Annotated in this window: 17 protein-coding genes; 7 read left to right on the top strand and 10 right to left on the bottom strand. The window is 37.6% G+C overall.

Annotated features, from left to right (window positions below; translation table 11 throughout):
* Positions 1–480: a YgcG family protein gene (locus tag Q0983_RS04400; protein WP_299549345.1), complete on the top strand. Its 480-nt coding sequence runs from the start codon at positions 1–3 to the stop codon at positions 478–480.
* A gap of 70 nt (positions 481–550) precedes the next feature.
* On the opposite strand, the gene Q0983_RS04395 is transcribed toward Q0983_RS04400, so the two are convergent.
* Both Q0983_RS04395 and der read right to left on the bottom strand, forming a co-directional pair.
* A complete protein-coding gene (locus tag Q0983_RS04395; RefSeq protein WP_299549342.1) occupies positions 551–3,331 on the bottom strand; it encodes an outer membrane beta-barrel protein in 2,781 nt (926 codons plus the stop codon).
* A gap of 202 nt (positions 3,332–3,533) precedes the next feature.
* Positions 3,534–4,838 (bottom strand): ribosome biogenesis GTPase Der, encoded by a 1,305-nt coding sequence (der, locus tag Q0983_RS04390; RefSeq protein ID WP_299549339.1) that lies wholly within the window; start codon positions 4,836–4,838, stop codon positions 3,534–3,536.
* A gap of 115 nt (positions 4,839–4,953) precedes the next feature.
* On the opposite strand from der, the gene Q0983_RS04385 reads away from it, so the two are divergent.
* Positions 4,954–5,478 (top strand): GTP-binding protein, encoded by a 525-nt coding sequence (locus tag Q0983_RS04385; protein ID WP_299549336.1) that lies wholly within the window; start codon positions 4,954–4,956, stop codon positions 5,476–5,478.
* Positions 5,479–5,680: 202 nt separating this feature from the next.
* Here Q0983_RS04385 and era read toward each other — a convergent pair whose 3' ends face one another.
* The 4 genes from era to Q0983_RS04365 all read right to left on the bottom strand — a co-directional run bounded on the left by era (position 5,681) and on the right by Q0983_RS04365 (position 9,327).
* Positions 5,681–6,562 (bottom strand): GTPase Era, encoded by an 882-nt coding sequence (gene era, locus Q0983_RS04380; protein WP_299549333.1) that lies wholly within the window; start codon positions 6,560–6,562, stop codon positions 5,681–5,683.
* 120 nt (positions 6,563–6,682) lie between these two features.
* Positions 6,683–7,414, bottom strand: coding sequence for an FKBP-type peptidyl-prolyl cis-trans isomerase (locus Q0983_RS04375; RefSeq protein ID WP_299549330.1), 732 nt, complete (start codon positions 7,412–7,414; stop codon positions 6,683–6,685).
* Positions 7,415–7,527: 113 nt separating this feature from the next.
* Positions 7,528–8,193 carry a bifunctional 4-hydroxy-2-oxoglutarate aldolase/2-dehydro-3-deoxy-phosphogluconate aldolase gene (locus Q0983_RS04370; protein ID WP_299549327.1) on the bottom strand — a complete coding sequence of 222 codons (666 nt, stop codon included), beginning with the start codon at positions 8,191–8,193 and terminating at the stop codon, positions 7,528–7,530.
* A gap of 87 nt (positions 8,194–8,280) precedes the next feature.
* Positions 8,281–9,327: a sugar kinase gene (locus Q0983_RS04365; RefSeq protein WP_299549324.1), complete on the bottom strand. Its 1,047-nt coding sequence runs from the start codon at positions 9,325–9,327 to the stop codon at positions 8,281–8,283.
* A 157-nt stretch (positions 9,328–9,484) separates the two neighbouring features.
* Between Q0983_RS04365 and Q0983_RS04360 the strand changes: the two genes are divergently transcribed.
* The gene (locus Q0983_RS04360; protein ID WP_299549321.1) at positions 9,485–10,513 is read left to right on the top strand and encodes a LacI family DNA-binding transcriptional regulator; all 1,029 of its coding nucleotides are present in this window, start codon (positions 9,485–9,487) and stop codon (positions 10,511–10,513) included.
* Here Q0983_RS04360 and Q0983_RS04355 read toward each other — a convergent pair whose 3' ends face one another.
* From Q0983_RS04355 to Q0983_RS04340, 4 genes are read right to left on the bottom strand one after another with little or no spacing between them, the layout of a single operon-like run.
* Positions 10,514–11,605 carry a heparan-alpha-glucosaminide N-acetyltransferase domain-containing protein gene (locus Q0983_RS04355; protein WP_299549318.1) on the bottom strand — a complete coding sequence of 364 codons (1,092 nt, stop codon included), beginning with the start codon at positions 11,603–11,605 and terminating at the stop codon, positions 10,514–10,516. It lies immediately after the preceding gene.
* 11 nt (positions 11,606–11,616) lie between these two features.
* Positions 11,617–12,945, bottom strand: a complete 1,329-nt coding sequence (locus tag Q0983_RS04350; protein WP_299549315.1) for a sugar MFS transporter — start codon at positions 12,943–12,945, stop codon at positions 11,617–11,619.
* A 19-nt stretch (positions 12,946–12,964) separates the two neighbouring features.
* Positions 12,965–13,690, bottom strand: coding sequence for a LytTR family DNA-binding domain-containing protein (locus tag Q0983_RS04345; protein WP_299549311.1), 726 nt, complete (start codon positions 13,688–13,690; stop codon positions 12,965–12,967).
* Entirely contained in the window at positions 13,690–14,724 is a 1,035-nt protein-coding gene (locus Q0983_RS04340; protein WP_299549308.1) for a histidine kinase, read from the bottom strand. The genes Q0983_RS04345 and Q0983_RS04340 overlap by 1 nt, the downstream gene beginning before the upstream one ends.
* Before the next feature lie 236 nt (positions 14,725–14,960).
* On the opposite strand from Q0983_RS04340, the gene Q0983_RS04335 reads away from it, so the two are divergent.
* The 4 genes from Q0983_RS04335 to Q0983_RS04320 all read left to right on the top strand — a co-directional run bounded on the left by Q0983_RS04335 (position 14,961) and on the right by Q0983_RS04320 (position 22,159).
* Entirely contained in the window at positions 14,961–17,975 is a 3,015-nt protein-coding gene (locus tag Q0983_RS04335; RefSeq protein WP_299549305.1) for a TonB-dependent receptor, read from the top strand.
* A 13-nt stretch (positions 17,976–17,988) separates the two neighbouring features.
* Positions 17,989–19,575: a RagB/SusD family nutrient uptake outer membrane protein gene (locus tag Q0983_RS04330; protein ID WP_299549302.1), complete on the top strand. Its 1,587-nt coding sequence runs from the start codon at positions 17,989–17,991 to the stop codon at positions 19,573–19,575.
* A 115-nt stretch (positions 19,576–19,690) separates the two neighbouring features.
* Positions 19,691–21,613, top strand: coding sequence for a glucosamine-6-phosphate deaminase (gene nagB / locus Q0983_RS04325; protein WP_299549299.1), 1,923 nt, complete (start codon positions 19,691–19,693; stop codon positions 21,611–21,613).
* Between the two features lie 114 nt (positions 21,614–21,727).
* Entirely contained in the window at positions 21,728–22,159 is a 432-nt protein-coding gene (locus Q0983_RS04320) for a hypothetical protein (protein ID WP_299549296.1), read from the top strand.
* Positions 22,160–22,165: the final 6 nt, after the last annotated feature.

The following is a 22,165-nucleotide window of genomic DNA, read 5'->3' as shown; positions in this document are numbered from 1 at the left end:
ATGAAGAAGTTTTTACTTTTTATTTCACTATTTACCCTGATATATTCTTGCAAAACTAATTCGCAAAACACATTAGAATTCAATCAAAAAGTTGTTCAGGATAATGCTTTATTATTTTCTAAAGAGGAAGTTTTGAGTTTAACTAACAAAATAATTGATTACGAAGCCACATCTACAAATGAAATATGTATTTACACTTTAGATTCATTACCAAAAAACTTTACAGCGCTTCAATATGCAACAAAAGTTGCTAACCAATTTGGTGTTGGCAAAAAAGAAAAAGACAATGGTCTTTTGATTCTCGTTTCAAAATATGATAGACAGATAAGTATTGCAACCGGGTATGGCACAGAGAAAATTTTAACTGATGATTATTGCAAGGGGATCATTGATAACATTATTGTACCTGAATTTAAAAACGGACTATATTATCAGGGTATAGACAAAGTCCTTGATTCCATTATTAAAGACTGGAAATAAATATAAATACTATGTTAATTAAAGACCGAACTATTTTCCCTATAACTAAATAGGTTTTAGGTTGCCTCTATCAATGCCTCCAACGGAAATTGCGGTTTCTAATCTCCCCTTTTTTTCCAAGGCTATTAAACTTCCAGCTAAAACCTAACATAAAATACTGTTGCAGCACGGTACTCTGTGAATCCTGTATAAAGTTCTGATTGGCAGTACGTCTTGCATTGGTATTCTGGTTCAGTAGATCATAAGCCTTTAATGACAAAATAGCTTTCTCTTTCATAAAAGAATACGACAGTGTGGCATTCCAAAACCAGGCACCTCTTTGAAACCCTTCGGCAATATTAGGATTGTAATTATACTGCACATTATTTCGCCATTCCAAATGTTTAGGTAAAAACGTAGCAGTATTGAAGTGCAGGGAGTGAAATGTAAAATCCCTGTTATCAAAAGACTCCAGGTCATAGGTGTTTTTTGTAAAATTCAATTGGTATCTTGTACTAAACTCCATTACATCCTTCCAATCCAGGGACACTTCAACAAACGGAGAAACGGTACTAACCTTACTGGCATATTTTACATCATTATTAAAATTCACTCTTTTATTATAGTTCCCTGACCCTCCCATATTAAACTTAATGGTTTTTAAAGTATCTATTTTAACCGCCTTATTAAAACCTAACCACCCTCTGAAATTCTTATTTCCGTTAACGTTGGCATACGTTGTTTCCCTAACAAAATTTTCATCAATAGTTGTTTTGGAAACAATTTCATCCTGAATAACATTCCCGCTAAAAGAACCGTTAAAACCGACTTTCTTTTGAAAGTCAAATTTATGAAACCACAAAAAGAAGCGATGCCTGTTTGTTGGCTTAATATCCGGATTTCCAACCCGCGTATTCAAGGGATCTGTAACATCTTTGAAGGGTTGGATCTGAGCTATGGACGGGGGCGTATTATCCAGGTTATAACTTAAAGACATGGAAGCCGTTTTACTAAGCCTGTACCAAAGCCTGGAACTTAATTCTAAGGCTTCAAATCGCCTTTTAAGATTAAATTGAGGCCTGAGTACATCAGCGTTTTCCAATGTTCTAAACACATAACTGCCTTCTACCCGGGCGTTCCAGTCCTTCTTTCGGTAACTAAGACCAATTCCCGGTATGCTTTGTTCGTTTACATATTCAAAATCCGTACTCAAATCCGTATTAAACAAATCGTATTCATTGGTAGACGCATCTTTTTCATAAGTGCTGCGTCTGTTTTCCTCTTTATTATTTGAGTAGTTGTATTTTAGATTTAAGAAAAATTCATTCGAAATAAGGGGTATTCTGTAATAAATGTTTGAGCTTACATTATTGGTTTTGTTTTCACCATCTGTGAACTGGTCTCTTATAAGATCACTTGGGTTGTCACCATAAATATTAATTTCCGAATTAAAAAAGTCTTCGCTCTCCCGTTCATTAATCCTATGGCTCAAATGAAATCTGATAAAGCCCCCGTTAGCCCCATATTTCTTGGTAAGCGACAACCTATTGTTAAAGTTTTTAGAGGCATTGTCCACGACCGATGCAGAGCTCGATTCATTTATTAATTCATTTGATTCGTTAAAAGACTCCTGATTATTTGAGTTAACAGATTGTGTACTTGAATACCTGAATGACGGATCTATGTTGATATATAAGGTTGAATCTATTTCTATATCAAACCCCATGTTAAAACTATGATTATCTGTGTCTGTGACGTTATTTGAATTTGAATTTGTGAAATACCTGGAATCCGGTAAAATATTCTCCCGTTGGGTTCTGGTTTCATTTTCAGAGGTACTTCCTGAATAAAAATAATCGGAGCTTAGCTCCAGTTTCTCACCAAAATCATCGGCATAATTCACCCCTGCATTTCTGGATTCCGTAATACCCTGGCCGCCTCCAAAGGAACGCCCATTAACTTCAAAAGAGCCGTTGCCATTAAATCTAACGGACCTGGCACCACCAAACATCTTTTCAATTTCTCCAAAACTAAACCCGGGGGAGTTCACGTTATTCCCGCCGGCTAACACACTAAGTCTTTGATCGTTATCAAACCTGTTAAACATCCCTGCATATTCATAGCGCTCATCGGTTCCTAAGCCACCGGATACTCTACCAAAAACTCCTTTATTATTTTCTTTATTTATAGTAAGATTAATGGTCTTATTTTCACTATCACTCTGTTCACCGGTAAAGGCCTGAGCTTTTGTTTTAGTATCAACCACCTGAATTTTTTCAATAATATCTTTGGTTAAATTTCTGGTTGTAATGGTGGGGTCGTTACCAAAAAAAGGTTTTCCATTAACCAGTATTTTATCTACCTCCTTACCATTAACCGTTATCTTTCCTTCCTGGTCTACCTCGACCCCCGGAAGTTTTTTTAAAACGTCTTCAACAGTGGCGCCTACTTTTGTTTTAAACGACTTTACATTAAATTCTATAGTGTCTTTTTTAATGGTTATCGGTGCTACGGCATTAATGACGACCTCATCTAAATTATTCAGATCCTGTTTAAGTTTTATGGTTTTTAAATCGACCGCTTCCTTGTCAAATTCTATGTTTTTAAAATAGGTCTGATAGCCGATATAAGAAATAAAAAGGTTGGCAGAAGCATCATACGTTTTGTCTTCCAGTATAAACTTTCCTTTTTCATCTGATATAGTATAGGAAATGAGTGCGCTGTCTTTAACGCGTTGCAAATAAACAGTAGCTGCATCTAAAGGTTCATTGGTTTCTTCAGAAATTAAATTTCCTGAAATTTTAAACGGCCTGGATTGAGAGAAAGACCATAGTGTAAAGAATAATGCCAAACACAAACAGGTTTGCTTCATTTTTTGATTGATGATGATTAGTTCAATTGATTGATGTAGCTTTTAATGTGTGTTTAATAGTAATCACAGCATGAAAAAACAATGTATTTTACTACAAATTCTATGCCGTATTTTATTACAAACAGAAAAAAACCTAAAGCGAAGATAAAACTAGTTTAGTATGAACTTTCTTAAAGAAAGCATAAACTATTGTAAAGAAATGTTATTTCTTACGCATATAGACACTCACAGGCACACCCGTAAACCCAAAGTTATCACGGAGTTTATTTTCTAAAAAGCGCTTGTAGGGGTCTTTTACATACTGAGGTAAATTACAGAAGAACGCGAATTGTGGCTGCGGTGTTGGCAACTGCATGATGTATTTAATTTTTACGAATTTGCCTTTATACGCCGGGGGCGGATAATGTTCTATTATAGGTAAAAGCACATCATTAAGTTCACTGGTTTTAATACGTTTGGAGCGACTTTTATAAACCTCAACAGCAGTTTCTATAGCTTTGTAAATACGCTGCTTGGTCAACGCCGAAATAAATATAATAGGTACATCTGTAAAAGGTTCTATTTGCTTCCGTATAGCTTTTTCGTATTCCTTCACAGATTTATGGTCTTTCTCCACCAAATCCCATTTATTGACAAGAATGACAATACCTTTTCTATTACGTTCAGCTAACCAAAAAATATTTTGCACCTGACCGTCAAAACCACGGGTAGCATCAAGAACAATCAGGCAAACATCCGCATGTTCAATGGCTCTGACGCTACGCATAACCGAATAAAATTCCAAATCTTCCTTTACTTTGGATTTTCTGCGAATACCGGCCGTATCAACCAAATTAAACTCAAAACCAAAACGATTGTATTTGGTATCAATGGCATCACGGGTGGTTCCGGCAATATCCGTTACAATATATCTGTCTTCGCCAATCAAGGCATTTATAAACGATGATTTTCCGGCATTAGGTCGCCCAACCACCGCAAAGCGCGGTAAGTTTTCTTCTTCAACCTCTTCTTTATCAGGTAACGCTTCCACCAAAGCATCTAATAACTCGCCTGTACCACTACCGTTAATACTCGCAATGGTATAATAATCGCCTAACCCTAAAGCGTAGAATTCAACAGCATCTTCGGCCCTTTTGGAATTATCTACTTTATTGACTGCCAGGAACACCGGCTTGTTTACTTTTCGCAATAACCTGGCAACATCTTCATCCATGCCCGTGACACCGGTCTCTACATCTACCATAAAGATAATAGCATCAGCTTCATCAATGGCCAGCTCCACCTGTTTGTCTATTTCAGCTTCAAAAATATCGTCACTCCCAACAACATACCCTCCGGTATCTATTAAAGAAAACTCCTTTCCGTTCCAATCACTTTTACCATAATGACGGTCTCTGGTAACGCCGCTAACAGCATCAACAATGGCTTCCCGTCTTTGAATAAGACGATTGAAAAACGTTGATTTCCCAACATTTGGCCTCCCTACAATAGCTACTATGTTACTCATATGCGTTAAATGATTTCGGTTTCAATTTGAAACATTTTGCAAAAGTACATCTTTTTAGAAACTATTAGGGTTTAAATAAAAAATAGTACTTTAACAAACCTAAACTACCCACTAAATGCCAACAGCTAACGACATTGTTTTAAGACCCCGGTTTAAAAAAGAACTTAATGAGAATAATGAAGTTGTTTTAAAAGCCTTTGAGGATGCTAAAAAGGAGCAATCTGAATTTATTGTTACCCGATTAGACAATCATGTCTTTATAAAATTCCCGAAAAAAGACCAACGGTTTTGGACCCCACAACTTCACTTGGAAATTGATGAAATTGATGAAAAAACAAGTCTTCTGTATGGCTTATTCGGCCCCAACCCAACGGTTTGGACCATGTTCATGTTTATGCATTTTATAGTAGCTACTTTATTTATTGGTTTTGGCATCTGGGCTTATTCCAACTGGAAATTAGACAGTGATTTTATACTTCAAGTCAGTATCATGATCCTGATGGTAATTATTTGGTTTACCCTGTATTTTGCGGGTAGTATTGGAAAAGCCTCCAGCAAAGGAGAGATGCACAAACTCAATAATTTTATGAATCGGGTACTAAAAGAGACTGAAGCAGACCCCGATATACATCAAGGTTAGTCCAACATACAATTTCGACCACGTTTTATGAGGCTTCTCAAAATTGAGTTTCACTAAAAAGAAAAAGTCTTAATTGAAGGACTCATTTAAGACTTTCTATAACTAAACTAACTAACTCAAAAGTTTAACAAACTCTGATGGTACAAATGTATTTTAGTTATGTAAAGTTATGATTATCTAAAAATAAAGTGTAGGTTACCTTTTAATTGTTGTAACCAAAACGTTTCAACTGGTTTTGATTACTGCGCCAATTCTTATTCACTTTTACGTAAAGTTCTAAGTGAATTTGCTTACCGAAGAATTTTTCCAAATCCTTTCTGGCCTCAACGCCAACACGTTTTAAGGCATTGCCCTTATGACCGATGATAATGCCTTTTTGGGTTTCGCGTTCCACCATAATGACAGAGCGAATTCTAATAATATTGTCTTCTTCATGAAACGCCTCGGTTTCAACTTCAACGGCATAGGGTATTTCTTTTTTATAATGAAGCAGGATCTTTTCCCTGATACTTTCGTTAATAAAAAAGCGTTCCGGTTTATCGGTTAATTGATCCTTTGGATAAAAAGGCGGTGACTCCGGAAGTAACTCAATTATTCTATTGAATACTTCTTTTACCTGAAACCCTTCCAGGGCCGAAATTGGATAAATTTCGGCATTTGGTACTTTTTCTGCCCAAAGCTGAACCTGTGCTTCCAGTTTCTGTTGATCTGATGTATCAATCTTATTCAATAATAATAAAACCGGGATTTTTGAATTGGTAATCTTTTTGAAAAAAGCGTCATCTTTTAAAGCTTGTTCTCCTATTTCAACCATATAAACCAATATATCAGCATCTTCAAAAGCGGACTTCACAAAATCCATCATAGACGCCTGTAACTCGTATGCCGGTTTGATGATGCCCGGGGTATCGCTGAACAACACCTGAAAATCATCGCCATTTACAATACCCAAAATACGGTGTCTTGTTGTTTGTGCTTTAGAGGTTATTATGGATAGTTTTTCACCTACAAACGCATTCATTAAGGTGGATTTACCCACATTAGGGTTACCAATAATATTTACAAAACCTGCTTTATGAGCCATATATGATTTTTAATTACCGTGCAAAGTTACAACCTTGATCGCTTTATTGCACTATAATAGTACAAACAAAAAAGCAGGAAGTAAACTTCCTGCTTTCCGAATATTTATAACCTGTAGTTATTACTTCACTATTTCAATCAACTCTACTTCAAATACTAATGGTGTAAAAGGCTTGATGTGCTGCCCTCTTTGTTGATGACCATAAGCTAATTCCTGAGGAATATAGAATTTGTATTTAGATCCTACAGACATTAACTGTAGTCCTTCTGTCCATCCCTTAATTACCTGACCAACACCAAAAGTAGAAGGTTCACCTCTGTCAACAGAGCTGTCAAATATGGTACCGTCAAACAAGGTTCCATGGTAGTGCACTTTTACCCTGTCGGCAGCTGTTGGTTTGTCACCTTCAACGTCTTTTAAAACAATATACTGCAAACCGCTTTCTGTAGTTTGTACGCCTTCCTTAGAAATGTTGTCCGCCATTAATTTTTCTCCGGCAGCTTTTAAATCTCCAAATTGCTCTTCAGCTTTTTTAGCTGCTTCTTCCTGTTGTTTTGCAAATTGTTCTTGTTGCTTTTTCTGCATGTAGGTTTGGATAATGCCCTGAACAAGTGTTTTATCTATTAAAAGATCTGTAGAATCAGTAACACTCATGTACCCCTGGTAAAAAAGATCATGATCAAACTCATCGCCTTCAAAACTTGAAGCAACATTTCTGGCTACATCCATACCAATGGCATAGCTTAAAGAATCTGTAGCAGTTTCTAAAGATTTGGATTGAGCACCGTTCTTATTACAAGACACCACTATTAAAGCTATAGCAAAAACGCTTAAAATTTTTCCTATTTTCATATTTCTGTGTTTATTAATTTTTAATGCGTTGCGAATTAACGAATTTAAGTTCAGAATAAAAAGAAAAGAGCCACAATAAATTGCAGCTCTTAATTCTTAAATACCTATTATAACTATCTAACAGATTTAATGATAGCTAAAGCATTTTTTACATCTTGCTCTAACTTAGCATAATCTTTATTAGCGATAATATCTTTTGAGATTAATTTTGATCCCATACCCACACAGGTAACACCGGCATCAAACCAACCTTTTAAGTTCTCTTCTGTTGGAGATACCCCTCCGGTAGGCATAATGCTTGTCCAGGGTTGCGGCCCTTTAATGCCTTTTACGAACTGCGGCCCGTAAATATCGCCGGGGAATAGTTTTACTATTTCACAACCTAATTCCTCTGCCCTGGTTATCTCTGTTAGTGTTCCACATCCCGGAGACCAAAGTACTTTTTTACGGTTACATGCGATGGCAATGTCTTCTCTTAAAACCGGAGTTACCACAAAGTTAGCTCCTAAAGACATATACAGAGACGCTTGTCCTGCATCAGTAACAGAGCCAACGCCCATGATCATACCCGGTAATTCGGCAACGGCATATTTGGTTAATTCACCAAAAACTTCGTGAGCAAAATCACCGCGAGCCGTGAACTCCATTAAACGCGCGCCACCGTCATAACATGCTTTTAATACCTTTTTACTTAATTCTATATCATTATTGAAGAATAAAGGGATCATCCCTGTTTCTTTCATTGCCTGAGCAACTTCAATTCTTGTAAATTGTGCCATTTTCTTTAATGTTTAATCGTTGATTCGTGTTTTTGTTGAACTGTTAAACCGAATAAACGATTCAACAGATCAACAATTAAACACTATTTATCTGGCTACACGCCCTGAAGCGTCCCCACCCATTAGTTTTTCAACCTCAGAAACAGTTACTAAGTTAGCATCACCTTTAATGGTATGTTTCAGGCAAGATGCTGCCACAGCAAAATCTAAAGCATTTTGATCATCTTCCGGGTACTTTAATAATCCGTAGATCAATCCACCCATAAATGAATCGCCACCACCTACTCTATCAACAATATCAGTAATTTGGTACTGACGTGTTTCAAATAGTTTTTTTCCATCATATAATACTCCTGCCCAGGTATTATGAGACGCAGAAATAGATCCTCTTAAAGTAGTAATTACCTTTTTAGCTCTTGGAAATTTCTCCATCATTTGCTGACAAACAGACAAGAATGCCTCTGCCTTAACATTGTGTCCTTCGGTTTGAACACTAATGCCTTCCGGTTTAATTCCAAAGTGCATTTCAGCATCTTCCTCATTACCTAAAACAATGTCACAATAAGAAGTCAATTCGGTCATGATTGCTTCTCTATGAGCCGCATCACAATATTTCCAAAGTTTAGCTCTATAGTTCAGGTCTGTTGAAATAGTAATGCCCTTAGCACTGGCAGCCTTCACTGCTTCTAAACAAACATCTGCAGATCCCTGAGAAATGGCCGGTGTAATACCTGTCCAGTGGAACCACTCCACACCATCAAAAACAGCATCCCAATCAATCATTCCTGATTCAATCTCAGACATGGCGGAATGTGCTCTGTCATATACAACTTTGCTACCTCTTGAAACTGCTCCGGTTTCTAAAAAGTAAATCCCTAAACGGTCTCCACCCCAAACAATCTTGTCTACACCAACGCCTCTTTTACGCATTTCCATCATAGCACATTCACCAATGTCATTCTTTGGTAAACGCGTTACAAAGTCTACATCAACGCCGTAATTTGCTAATGAAACTGCTACATTAGATTCACCTCCACCATAAATTACATCAAAGCTGTTAGCTTGTGAAAACCTTAAAAATCCTTGTGGAGCCAATCTTAACATGATCTCTCCAAACGTTACTACTTTACCCATTTTTTTAAATTCTTATTTAAATATTAATTAGTTTGCTTAAACGTTTAAGCAATATTCAAAAAATAAATCAAAACTCTTTAAAATAGGTTAAGACGTTTTGATTTATTCTATTAAAGCAATATATTTGCTTAAACGATTAAGCAAATATATAACAAAATTGGGAAACAAAAAAAAAGCGACCATAAAAGATATTGCAAATGTGTTAAACATCTCCCCTGCAGCAGTATCCAAAGCCCTTCATAATGATTCCCGAATTAGTGAAAAAACCAAAAAGGCGGTAAGACAGGTTGCCAAAAACTTAAACTATCAACCAAACCATTTAGCAAGTGCCCTCAGAAAAGGCAAAAGTAATTTGGTTGGTGTCATTGTTCCCAGGACCAATAGTAATTTCTTTTCTTCCGTCATTCAGAATATTGAAGAAGTTCTGAATAAAGAAGGATATAATATCATCATTACGCAATCGAACGAATCGTATAAAAAGGAATGTGATAATATTGATACCCTTTTATTCACACAGGTAGATGGTATTATAGCCTCCATGGCTAATGAGACGGTGGAATTAGACTATTACGAAAAAGTGAAATCCAAAGGCATTCCCCTTATTCTGTTTGATCGTGGTGAAAACGATTTAAATGTAGACTATATTGGTATTAACGACTATGACAGTAGCCATATGATCGTTGAGCATCTGGTGAATCAGGGGTGTAAGCGAATCGCCCATATTGGTGGTTATAAACACACCAGGATTTATAACAACCGGATCAGAGGTTATATAGATGCTATTAAAAAACACCACCTGCCTCTTGAAGACGACCTGTTAATTGAAAGCAACCTGACCACCAAAGATGGCAGGGTTAAAATGCAACAACTATTAGATCTTAAAAACAGGCCGGATGCCGTTTACGTTGCCGGTGATTATGCCGCCTTAGGGGCTTTACAGGTTCTGAACGAAAATAATATAAACATCCCGCAAGATATGGCCCTGGTTGGTTTTGGAGACGAACCCTTTACAGCTATGGTTACACCAACCATTTCCAGCGTAAATCAGCACAGTGCGGACATTGGAAAACTCGCCGCACTTACCTTTTTAGAGCATGCCAAAAAAGAGGTGATTACCCAATCGCTTAACAAGCAAATTTTAGATGCAGAATTGATCGTAAGAGCGTCTTCAGCAATAAAAAAGTAACTATACTTTTATAAATATCTTTCTTCTGAAAAGAACGTATCCAAGAATCATATAAAACAGTACTACTGCCAGTCCATATAATAAAGAAGACATCTTAGCGGATAGAAAATCATGCACAAAAATGGTGTTAAATAAATACGAATGAATATTACTGTTTTCTCCTACTTTAGTCATATAAAAACATTTCGAAATAAAACTAGAGAGGAAATAAATGGTTATAGCATTCATACCTACATATTTGAAAACAGCACCAAATTTCAGGTTCTTAACGTCTGTTAAATAGTAGATAACTGCCAAAATTAAAGTGCCCCAGCCACTGGTGACCAAAACAAAGCTACTACTCCAGATCGCTTTATTAATAGGGAACCAAATGTTAAGAACATAACCTGTTAACAGGAATGCTCCCGAAATTGCAAACAGGAACCCAATATTGCTCTTATGAAGCCCGGACAAAACCCTGCCAACCAAAACACCAAAGAGACATGACACAATAGAAGGCAACGTACTTAAAATACCTTCGGGGTCATAATCCGGTTGCCACATATGTTTTCCAAGAATATTAAGGTCGATGTAATTGGCCCAGTTGTTCGGGGCTCTGTCAAATGTTGGAGATAGCCCGTCAGGCAATGGTACAAATCCTAAGAACAACCAATAGCCAACCAAAATAAAAACGCTTATTCCCAGGAGTGTCCTCCAATTACAATTCAGAAACATTATCGCAGCAATGAAAAACACAATGCCAATACGTTGTAATACCCCTAGAAACCTTAAGGTTTCCAGATCTTTAATAAATGGCATATACGGCAAAAACGCATTTAAAAAAAGTCCCAGACCTACAAGTTTCAAACTTCGTATTACTATTTTTTTATAGGTTGATCTGCTTTTGGGTTTGTTCCTGTAAGCGTAGAAAATAGATATTCCCGCAATGAACAAAAAGAAAGGAAATATTAGATCTGTAGGTGTTAAACCATGCCATTCTGCATGTAGCAAAGGCGCATATACCTGGCTCCATGTTCCCGGCGTATTTACCAGTATCATGGCTACTATAGTAAAACCTCGTAGAATATCTACAGACTCTATCCGTTTCTTCATAATATCAGAACTTAGCTTTTATTTAACCCTATTTTATGTCCCCAAAAGGCATAATAAAGAATGATGACATAACACGGTAATAAGATCCAATAGCCGTTTGATGCCGATTCTGCTACGGCTGTTACTTCTTCTATGCCATTAGCTATTAGTTGTTCCTTTCTATGGTCTACAATAGCGCCGTAAAGCGGTGGAATAATGGCCCCACCTGAAATGGCCATGATCAATAAGGCTGAAGCTGTTTTGGTAAACTTCCCTAATCCTGTAAGTGCCAGAGGCCATACAGCGGGCCACACCAAAGCATTGGCAATACCCAAAGCAGCCACAAAAAGTACTGAAGTGAATCCGCTTGTGAACACGATACAGAAAGACAGCACGATTCCTAAAACAGCACTGGCTCTTAATGCAAAGGCCTGAGAGATATACTTTGGAATTAAAATAACCCCTAAAGCATAAGTAAATACCATAGCCATAAGCGTATACGATGTAAAGAATGTAGCTTCCTCAGCTGAAATACCTAATGAAATACCGTAAGAAATAATGGAATCTCCGGCAATAACCTCAACACCAACGTACACAAATAGCGCTAACACGCCCAATAATAAATGTGGAAATTGTAAAATACTGGTTTTGGTTGTTTTTCCGGAGGCTTCTTCGTCAATAGGTGCTGCTTCCACATGTGGTAATGATGCCTTTCTAATTAACAGACCCAGTATAAAAAGGACCACAGCCATGACTATATAAGGCATGATAACGCCACTGGCGGTAGCATCAAGCAGATCTGCTTTTTCCCGCCCCGTTAACACCTTAAGCTGTTCCTTAACATCATCAATACCTGTTAACAGTATAGTTCCAAAAATGATAGAGCCCAATCCGCCTGCTACCTTATTGGCTATTCCCATAATAGCTATACGCTTCGCCCCACTCTCAATTGGCCCTAAAATAGTTATATACGGATTTGCTGCCGTTTGCAACAACGTCATACCGGCACCCTGAATAAAAATACCCGTTAGAAACATCCAATAGGTTCTGGCATTGGCCGCCGGAATAAATACCAAAGCGCCTAATCCCATAATGATCAAACCTAAAGACATACTTTTTCTATACCCGACCTTCCCAATAACGTACGATGCCGGAAGTGCCATGACCACAAATGAAATATAGGATGCCGAAGCCACCAGATAAGACTGGGCATCGGTTAACTCATTGATGGTTTTCATATAAGGAATCAAAGCCCCGTTGATCCAGGTCACAAAGCCGAAAATGAAGAATAGTCCGGCTATAATTAGGATGGGAACTAAGTACTTATTTTTTGATTGAACGTCTTGAGTAGTCATGGTCATGAATGGAATTTAAAAGGGTTTATAATTTGTTTTTATCGTCATTAATATTAAAAATGCGCTCTTTGGTTTGCTTTAAATAATTTCGGCCAATAGGGATTTTTTGGTTTGATATTTCTACCGTATTGCCGTCTAAGGCCACGACCTTATTAATTGAAATGGTATAGGATCTGTGAATGCGCATAAAGTTGGATTGTGGCAATTCTTCGGTAATGGCCGACAATGATTTGTGTACCACGTAGTCACCCAAACTGGTAATCACTTTAATATAATCTTTCAGGCTTTCTATATACAGAATGTCATTAAGGTTCACCTTTATAAGCTTCTTATTAACTTTTAAAAAGATATGCGGTTCTTGTTGTAAACTGGCATCAGCGGTTGTATTAGCTACATAAACCTGCTGGTATATCTTATTCACAGCTTTTAAGAATCTATTAAACGGAATTGGTTTTACTAAATAATCTAAAACGTCTAATTCAAAGCTTTTAACAGCATATTCTCTGTAAGCCGTTGTAATAACTATTAAAGGCTTATAACTTAGATTTTCTATAAATGAAAACCCTGTCATTTGCGGCATATTTATGTCAAGGAAAACAACATCGATCTTTTCCTGTTCCAAAACCCTGTAGGCCTTTAAAGGATTGTTAAAGGTTTCCACAATTTCAATATGATCAAAATTCTTTAAATGCTCTTCAATCACTGAAATCGCTAAGGGTTCATCATCTATAATAAGGCACTTAATCTTCATTACACAGGTATTTTTAAGAACAAATTATAAATAGCTCCTTCAACTTTAGTCTCTAAACTATAATTATTAGAAAACAGTAGGTTTAATCGTCTTTTTGCATTTTGATTGCCAATGCCCCTGGTCTCCGGTTTAGTAGCTTCAGGGTTAAAATTATTGTTTAAATGAAACTCTAAATAGTCATTTACAATATTAAAGCTCATTTGAATTTTCAGTTCATCATTTTCAACCGTACCGTGTTTAAAACAATTTTCAATAAATGAAAGTAATAATAAGGGAGGGATCTCAATATCTTCAATATCGCCTGTAATATCCATTTCTACGTCCACCCGGTCTTTAAACCTGATACGTTCAATATCTATGAAGTTATTGATGTGATTGATCTCCTGTAACAAACTGGCTTTGGAACTCTTTACATCATACAGAATATATTGCATCATATCTGATAACTTGATCACCAGGCGTGGCGCGTTATCTGATTTTTTTAAAGTTAAAGCATATAAATTATTTAGCGTATTAAAAAAGAAATGTGGTTGAATTTGCGTCCTTAAAAACTTAAGTTCGGTACTCATTTGAAGTTTAGCCAAATCCTCATTTCTTCGCTTTTCAATAGACCAGTCTATGACAATTTTAATAGCAGTTACAAAACCAATGACGTATAATTCGCCTAAAACTACAGCTATAATATGGTTCAGCTCCATGAACTTGGCAGGGTCTTCGGCTTCAGGCCAGATATCCTTTGTCACCAGTAAATAGTTAAGCCCGGTTCTAACCAAATAAACCATGCCTAACATAAACGCTAAAGAAAAAATATATACCCCGTATTTTTTTCGAAGTATAAATCTGGGGATCAAATAGTAAATGTTACTGTAAACTATGATGATATGGATTGGGAACTCAACTAAGTTGGATTTTAATGAATACCAATAATCATCAAAATAACTTCCCCACCTGATCACATTAAAAGTGAAGTACCCCAGCCAAAATATCACATGATATCTGATGGGAATGGTCTGTCCTATTTTTTTACTAAACAATGAAATAATTCTCAGTTTTAACCAGATTTCTTTAGAAAAACCTTATTAATCTTAGGCAATTTTAGTGATATATTCATTAATTAACAATTAAATCGACAATTCTTTATTATCCCAAAATCACTTATCGAATTTAGAAGGTTGTCTGTGTGCAAAACCATGCTGTTGGTATAATTTTTTTTAAAACAATTTTCATAATAGATAGTTTGGCTCAACTAAAAAACAAAATAAATCAAATTATGAAACAAAACTTACGTACACTATTCTTGTTTTCTTTTTTACTTTTTGTAGTGCAGTTTTCTTTTGCACAGGAAAAGGATATTACAGGAACAGTAACTTCTAAAGCTGATGGCATTCCTCTTCCCGGGGTTAATGTTATTGTACAAGGTACTACTAACGGTACTCAAACAGATTTTGACGGAAACTACAGCCTAACGGTAAATGTAGGAGATGTATTGGTTTTTTCTTATGTGGGAATGACTACTGCACAAATAACCGTCGCCGACTCTAATACTATTAATGTCCAACTTGAGGAAGACGCACAACAATTAAAAGAGGTTGTTGTAACGGCATTAGGTATTAAAAAGACCCGAAAGTCTTTGACCTATGCGGCTCAGGACATTAATGCAGACGAGTTGAACAAAGCCAGACAGACCAACCCGATAAACAGTTTATCCGGTAAAGTATCAGGGGTTTCTATAACAAGAAGTTCTTCCGGTGTTGGTGGTTCTGTTAAAGTGACTTTACGTGGTAACTCATCTATTGGAAACAACCAACCGCTTTATGTGGTAGATGGTGTGCCACTGTCTAATCCATCTGCAAGTCAGCCCGCTGAAACTTTTGGAGATATTAACGGTGGTAACCGCGATGGTGGTGATGCCTTAGCCTTAATTAATCCGGATGACATTGAATCTTTAACCGTATTGAAAGGAGCGTCGGCATCGGCTTTATACGGTAGCGCCGGTTTGAATGGTGTAATTTTAATTGCCACTAAAAAAGGACGTTCCGGAAGTTTTAAAGTTGATTTCGCTTCAAACTTAACGGTTGACAGTGCCGCCTACACTATGGATTTCAATGATGAGGCTCAAAGTAACATCGATGATTTCTTAGACACGGGAATTACCAATATTAACTCTTTATCGGTTTCCGGTGGAACCGAAAAAGCGCAAACGTATTTCTCTTATAGCAACACCTTTGCTTCAGGTGTCTTACCAACTAATAACTTAAAGCAACACACGTTCAATATTAGAGAAACAGCACAATTGTTTAACGACAAATTAGACATTAATGCTTCTGTGATGGCATCTACTCAAAACATTAAAAACAGGCCAATCTCAGGTTTATATTTCAACCCGTTAGTTGGAACCTATGCTTTTGAGTCAGCAAGCGAACGTTTATCTGATTATGCCGATTTTGAGGCTTTCGAGCCTAACAGAAATATTATGGCGCAACGTTGGTTCAGGGGCACATCAGACATTGAACAAAATCCTTATTGGATCATTAACCGTAATGCTTCTGAAGACACCAATAAAAAGCTGGTTGCCTCCTTAAGCTTGAACTTTAACATTAACGATTGGCTATCATTACAAACCAGAGGGACTTATGACCAGTCTTTATTTAACTTCGAAAGAAGGATTCACGCTACAACTGAAGCTACTTTAGCCCCGGCTAATGGTAGATACATTGTTTTTGAAAATGACTACACGCAGTTATACGGTGATTTTATAGCCAATATTAATACCAATATTAACGAGACCACATCGGTTACGGCTATCTTAGGTACCAGTACAACCCGCACTACCACGGAAACATTTAATGCAGATTCCGGTACTAACGGCGGGTTACAATTTGCAAACGTGTTTGCTTACCAAAACTTTAACGGAAACCCGGCGGTTACTTTCACTCAAAATTCTCTGGAAACCAGGGTGAACTCGGTATTTGCCAGTGCAACCATAGGGTTTAACGATAAAGTATATGTTGATTTAACAGCCAGAAACGACTGGACCTCAACATTACCGGCAGAAAACAACTCGTTCTTTTACCCTTCAGTTGGTGTAACAGGTGTATTAAGCGAATTGTTAGATTTACCTGAAAGCGTATCGTTCGCTAAAGTAAGAGCATCATACGCCGAAGTAGGTAACGGTTTTGCCGCAGACCTGATAGCACCAAACAACAGTATCATTTTTGGTGGCGGTGGTGTAAATCCAACCGATCCTATCAGACCGTTCCCGGGCTCTACTCCTAAACCTGAAAGACAAAAATCGTTTGAAATTGGTACGGAGTGGCGATTCAACAATAACAGATTAGGATTTGATATTGGTTATTATAACACAAAAACCGTTGACCAGTACTATGCATTCTCTACTTCCGTATCCATTATCGGAGCTCCTCAGGCAAACTTAAACTCCGGTGAAATACTAAACAAAGGTATCGAAGCTTCTGTGTTTGCCATTCCATTTCAGGAAGAAGACTTTAAATGGACAACAAACGTAAACTTTGCAGCCAATAAAAATGAAATTGTTAGAATTTATAATGGTCAACAATTGGAAGGCTTAATCGAACCTGAATTCTTTACCCTCTCCGGTAAAGGTGTAAATACGTTTGGTTCTTACCTGGTTGAAGGTGGTTCGTTTGGAGATATTTATGCCCAGGTAGTTAGAAAGACTGCAGATGGTCTACCTATTATTGAAGGTGATGCCGTAATTGCAGACGATGATAATACGGTTGACGGACTTACCAAAGTAGGTAATGCCAACCCGGACTTCACTTTAGGATGGAACAACTCCTTTAGGATTAAAAACTTCTCTGTTGATTTCTTGATAGATGGTAAGTTTGGCGGAGAAACCATGAGCATGACCGAAGCTATTGTTGAAGGGTTTAGTAATAACTCGGCAAGAGAAACCAATAATGGCCCTGTAAATGTTCAGGTTGATGGTGTAGCTACTACCATGCCGGCACAGGAATACTACGGAAAAGTTGGTGGTAGAAACGGTTTTACAGGCGAGTACATTTACAGTGCTACCAATGTAAGATTAGCGGAATTCTCCCTGGGTTATAATTTCAACCTTGGTGAAAGCTCTTTATTCAGAAGTGTCAAAGCATCATTAGTAGGAACTAACTTGTTCTTCTTCTATAAAGATTCGCCACATGATCCGAACCTGTCTTTAAGTACAGGAAATGCATTGCAAGGTGTTGATGTTTTAGGACTTCCATCATCCAGAAGCATAGGTCTAAATCTAAATGTAACATTCTAAAAAAATGAACACAATGAAAAGAATAAATAAACTATTAGCATGTTTGATTGTTTTAGGTCTGATTAATACGTCCTGTAGTGATTTAGAACAATTTAATGGCAACGAAAGAAATATATCGCAGGATCAGTTGGAAGTTGACTTTCAACACGTAGGTTCTAAATACAAACCTATTTTTGAGAGTATTTATCAATACACACCAGCCTGGTCTTATCAGCTGCAACAAAACCTGAATGCCGATGTATATTCGGGATATATGACCAACCCGCGTCCATTCGTGGCAGGCGCCAATAATACAACATACAGTTTAGTAAGCGGATGGAACAACTTCATATGGTCCGTACCTTATTCAAATGTTATGAATAATGTACAATCGATTAGCGAACTAACCGAAGGTGAATTTCCAACACTACATGCGGTAGCCTTAATTTTAAAAGTTGAAGCTATGCACCGTGTATCGGATGTGTTCGGACCAATAGTGTATACAAACTTTGGCGATTTAGCCAATGCCGGTGTATACGATTCGCAGCAAGAAGCTTATAACGCCTTTTTTGCGGACTTAGACACCGCTGTAGCCAATTTAATGGCGGATATTGACAGTCCAAGGTTTACAGCGTTTGACTTATCATACGGAGGCGATTATACGCAATGGGTAAAATTGGCCAACTCGCTTAGATTGCGTTTAGCTATCCGCATTTCTAAGGTAGACCCCTCAAAAGCCCAAACCGAAGGTGAAAAAGCTTTATCGCAGTCCTTAGGATTATTGGCTGGTAATGATGATAATTTTAATGTAAACAGTTCATTAGACCATCCAATCTCTATCATTGATAATTCCTGGGGTGATATCAGAATGAATGCTTCTATGGAATCTATCCTTACCGGATATAGTGATGGCAGAGCAGAAAGCTATTTTGATACCCCAACAAGTGTAGCAGGAACCGTAAAAGGCATTCGAGGCGGATTACCATTATTACCGGGATATGCAGATGAGCTGGCGCAAAAAGCAGATTATATCGGATTCTCAGCAATCAATGATGGGATACACACTTCAGTGGTACAATTAATGACCAGTGCCGAAGTATATTTCTTAAAAGCTGAAGCAGCTTTAAGAGGCTGGTCCGGTGCGGGTAATGCCCAAACCAATTATGAGATGGGCATTCAAACCTCTTTTGATCAACATGGTGTTGGCGGTGCTGCGGCTTATATTGTAGATAACGCCTCTGTACCGGCAGATTATGTAGACCCTGTAAATGCGGCTAACAGTATTGCTGCCCTTAGTACAGCCACTATTGCCTGGAACGATGCTGATGATAACGAAACCAAACTGGAGAAGATCATTACCCAAAAATGGATTGCTATGTTCCCGGAAGGACAGGAAGCCTGGAGTGAGTTCAGACGCACAGGATATCCTAAGATCTTCCCGGTTGTGAGCAATCAAAGCGGCGGTGTGGTAGATACAGATATTCAAATAAGACGTATTCCATTTGTTGACAGCGAACTATCTACCAATCCGGCCGGTGTGGCAGATGCCGTTAACAAACTAAGTGGCCCTGATAATGCCGGTACGCGCCTTTGGTGGGATACCGGAGGACCAAACTTTTAATTTTCATATTCGCTTAGTAGTTGAGCATAGATTAGTTTAGTTAATGTTTAGCGAACGGAAAATGTAACCTTTCCGTTCGCTTTTCCAAAAATCCTTAACCCGAAAAAGAAACACTGTGAAAATTGCAGATCATAAAAATATAGCTTACACAAAAGCCGGTATGTTTGAAGAAACACGTTTTGAAAAAGTTCATAACGTTATCTTCAAAGACTCTAAAGAACCTTCCGTTCTTGTTGCACAGGAAATAGCGACCCTTATCCGTGAAAAACAGGTAAAAAACCAATCCTGTGTTCTGGGATTAGCTACCGGATCGTCTCCTATAAAAGTTTACGAAGAACTGGTTAGAATGCATAAGGAAGAAGGTTTAAGTTTTGCCAATGTCATTACCTTCAACCTGGATGAATATTACCCTATGGATAAAAGTAACATTCAGAGTTACTTTTATTTTATGCATGAACACCTGTTCAATCATATAGATATTTTACCTGAAAACATAAATATTCCCGATGGAAAAGTAAGCAGTGAAAATCTATATCAATATTGTATTGATTATGAAATGAAGATCAAAGCTGTTGGCGGCTTGGATTTTCAATTGTTAGGTATAGGCCGAACCGGGCATATTGGCTTTAACGAACCCGGATCACATTATAATTCGGGTACGAGAAATATCACATTAGACCATATCACCCGTGTGGACGCTACCCCTGCTTTTTTAGGCATTGACAACGTACCAAGAAAAGCTATTACCATGGGTATTGGCACCGTAATGAGCGCCAAACGCATTGTGTTGTTAGCCTGGGGCGCCAATAAAGCAGAAATTGTTCAAAAGACGGTTGAAGGGGGTATTACTTCTGAAGTTCCGGCAACTTATTTACAAAACCATGATAACACTACCTTTATTTTAGATGAAGGTGCTGCATCAGAGCTAACCCGTGTAAAAACACCCTGGTTGGTTACAGCTTGTGTTTGGAACGAACCGTTAAAATTAAAAGCTGTGGTATGGCTTTCCCAACTGTCAGGAAAACCTATTTTAAAACTCACAGATTCTGACTATAACAATAACGGGATGTCTGGTCTGTTAACCGAAGAAGGCACGGCTTACGATCTGAACATAAAAATGTTCAATAAATTACAACACACCATTACCGGATGGCCCGGGGGAAAACCTAATGCGGATGATTCTAATCGCCCCGAACGCGCCACTCCCGAACGTAAACGTGTGATCATTTTTAGTCCGCACCCGGATGATGATGTGATCTCCATGGGAGGCACTTTTGACAGGTTGGTAGAGCAAGGGCATGACGTTCATGTAGCTTACCAAACGTCCGGAAATATTGCCGTATCTGATGAAGAAGCTTTAAAATTTGCTGAAATCACCCAATCGCTTTGTCCGGATTGTGATGAAACTCAGAGTATCATCAATTTCCTGAAAATAAAGACCGATAACGATATTGATTCCGAAGAAGTAAGAAAACTTAAAGGGTTGATCCGTAGAAGTGAATCCTTAGCCGCTACAAGATATTTGGATCTAAAGGATGAGAACGTACACTTCCTGGATTTACCGTTCTATGAAACCGGCACCATAAAAAAGAATAATATAGGTGATGACGATGTAGCCATTATGAAAGCGTTAATTGATGACATAAAACCGCATCAAATATATGCCGCAGGCGATCTGGCAGATCCTCACGGGACCCATAAAGTGTGTTTAGATGCCTTGTTTATGGCTATAGAAGCATTAAAGCATAACGATTATATGGATAATTGCTGGGTATGGTTATACCGGGGTGCCTGGCACGAGTGGGAATCCTATCAAATTGAAATGGCGGTTCCAATGAGTCCGGACCAGGTACTTAAAAAACGGCATGCTATTTTCTATCACCAATCGCAAAAAGACGGTGTGATGTTCCAGGGTGGTGACTCCAGGGAATTCTGGGTACGTGCCGAAGACAGAAACAGATTAACAGCCAAAAAATATAACGATCTCGGCTTAGCGGATTACGCAGCTATTGAAGCATTCAAAAGGTATATTTTCTAATCCCATTTTAGTACCAGTTATTCAAGCATTTAGCTTAGATATTACGTTGTCTGTCTAAATTTATTTTTTCTTAGGCAAAATTTATGAATTTTTATAAAGTAAATAATTAGTCTTATGAAGTCTCTGGCTCTGTTTTCTTTATGTTTAGTGGTATTGATTTTAAGTTGTGCTAAAAAGCAACCGGTCAATCCGTTATTGGGGACCTGGAAAATGGTGTATGCCGAAACTTTAGAACAGGACTCTTTAACAGTAAAGGATTTGACCAACACCGCATTTATAAAGATCATAAATGACAGCCATTTTGCTTTTTTCAACCAGCATAATCAATCCACCGAGCATTTTTATGGCGGTGGCGGCACCTATACCTTAAACAACAACAATTATGTTGAGACCTTAAGCTATACCTCTGTTGAAGCCCTTAAAGGACATACATTTTCCTTTAAAGTTGACTTTGCGGGTGACACCTTGATCCAATCCGGGATCGAGAAAGCAAAAAAAGCAAATATTAACCGAAAAATAATTGAGAAGTACATCAAAATAAATTAATTATAA

Source organism: Seonamhaeicola sp., assembly GCF_028281565.1.
GTDB lineage: Bacteria > Bacteroidota > Bacteroidia > Flavobacteriales > Flavobacteriaceae > Seonamhaeicola.
This window is presented reverse-complemented; position numbering and strand designations above follow the sequence as displayed.

Bases quoted from the DNA above. Each gene is read 5' to 3' on its own strand.
- Q0983_RS04335 (WP_299549305.1), top strand. From the start codon at position 14,961: ATGAAACAAAACTTACGTACACTATTCTTGTTTTCTTTTTTACTTTTT.
- Q0983_RS04330 (WP_299549302.1), top strand. From the start codon at position 17,989: ATGAAAAGAATAAATAAACTATTAGCATGTTTGATTGTTTTAGGTCTG.
- Q0983_RS04395 (WP_299549342.1), bottom strand. From the start codon at position 3,331: ATGAAGCAAACCTGTTTGTGTTTGGCATTATTCTTTACACTATGGTCT.
- Q0983_RS04385 (WP_299549336.1), top strand. From the start codon at position 4,954: ATGCCAACAGCTAACGACATTGTTTTAAGACCCCGGTTTAAAAAAGAA.
- Q0983_RS04345 (WP_299549311.1), bottom strand. From the start codon at position 13,690: ATGAAGATTAAGTGCCTTATTATAGATGATGAACCCTTAGCGATTTCA.
- Q0983_RS04365 (WP_299549324.1), bottom strand. From the start codon at position 9,327: ATGGGTAAAGTAGTAACGTTTGGAGAGATCATGTTAAGATTGGCTCCA.
- era (WP_299549333.1), bottom strand. From the start codon at position 6,562: ATGGCTCATAAAGCAGGTTTTGTAAATATTATTGGTAACCCTAATGTG.
- Q0983_RS04375 (WP_299549330.1), bottom strand. From the start codon at position 7,414: ATGAAAATAGGAAAAATTTTAAGCGTTTTTGCTATAGCTTTAATAGTG.
- Q0983_RS04320 (WP_299549296.1), top strand. From the start codon at position 21,728: ATGAAGTCTCTGGCTCTGTTTTCTTTATGTTTAGTGGTATTGATTTTA.
- Q0983_RS04400 (WP_299549345.1), top strand. From the start codon at position 1: ATGAAGAAGTTTTTACTTTTTATTTCACTATTTACCCTGATATATTCT.
- der (WP_299549339.1), bottom strand. From the start codon at position 4,838: ATGAGTAACATAGTAGCTATTGTAGGGAGGCCAAATGTTGGGAAATCA.
- Q0983_RS04370 (WP_299549327.1), bottom strand. From the start codon at position 8,193: ATGGCACAATTTACAAGAATTGAAGTTGCTCAGGCAATGAAAGAAACA.
- Q0983_RS04350 (WP_299549315.1), bottom strand. From the start codon at position 12,945: ATGACCATGACTACTCAAGACGTTCAATCAAAAAATAAGTACTTAGTT.
- Q0983_RS04355 (WP_299549318.1), bottom strand. From the start codon at position 11,605: ATGAAGAAACGGATAGAGTCTGTAGATATTCTACGAGGTTTTACTATA.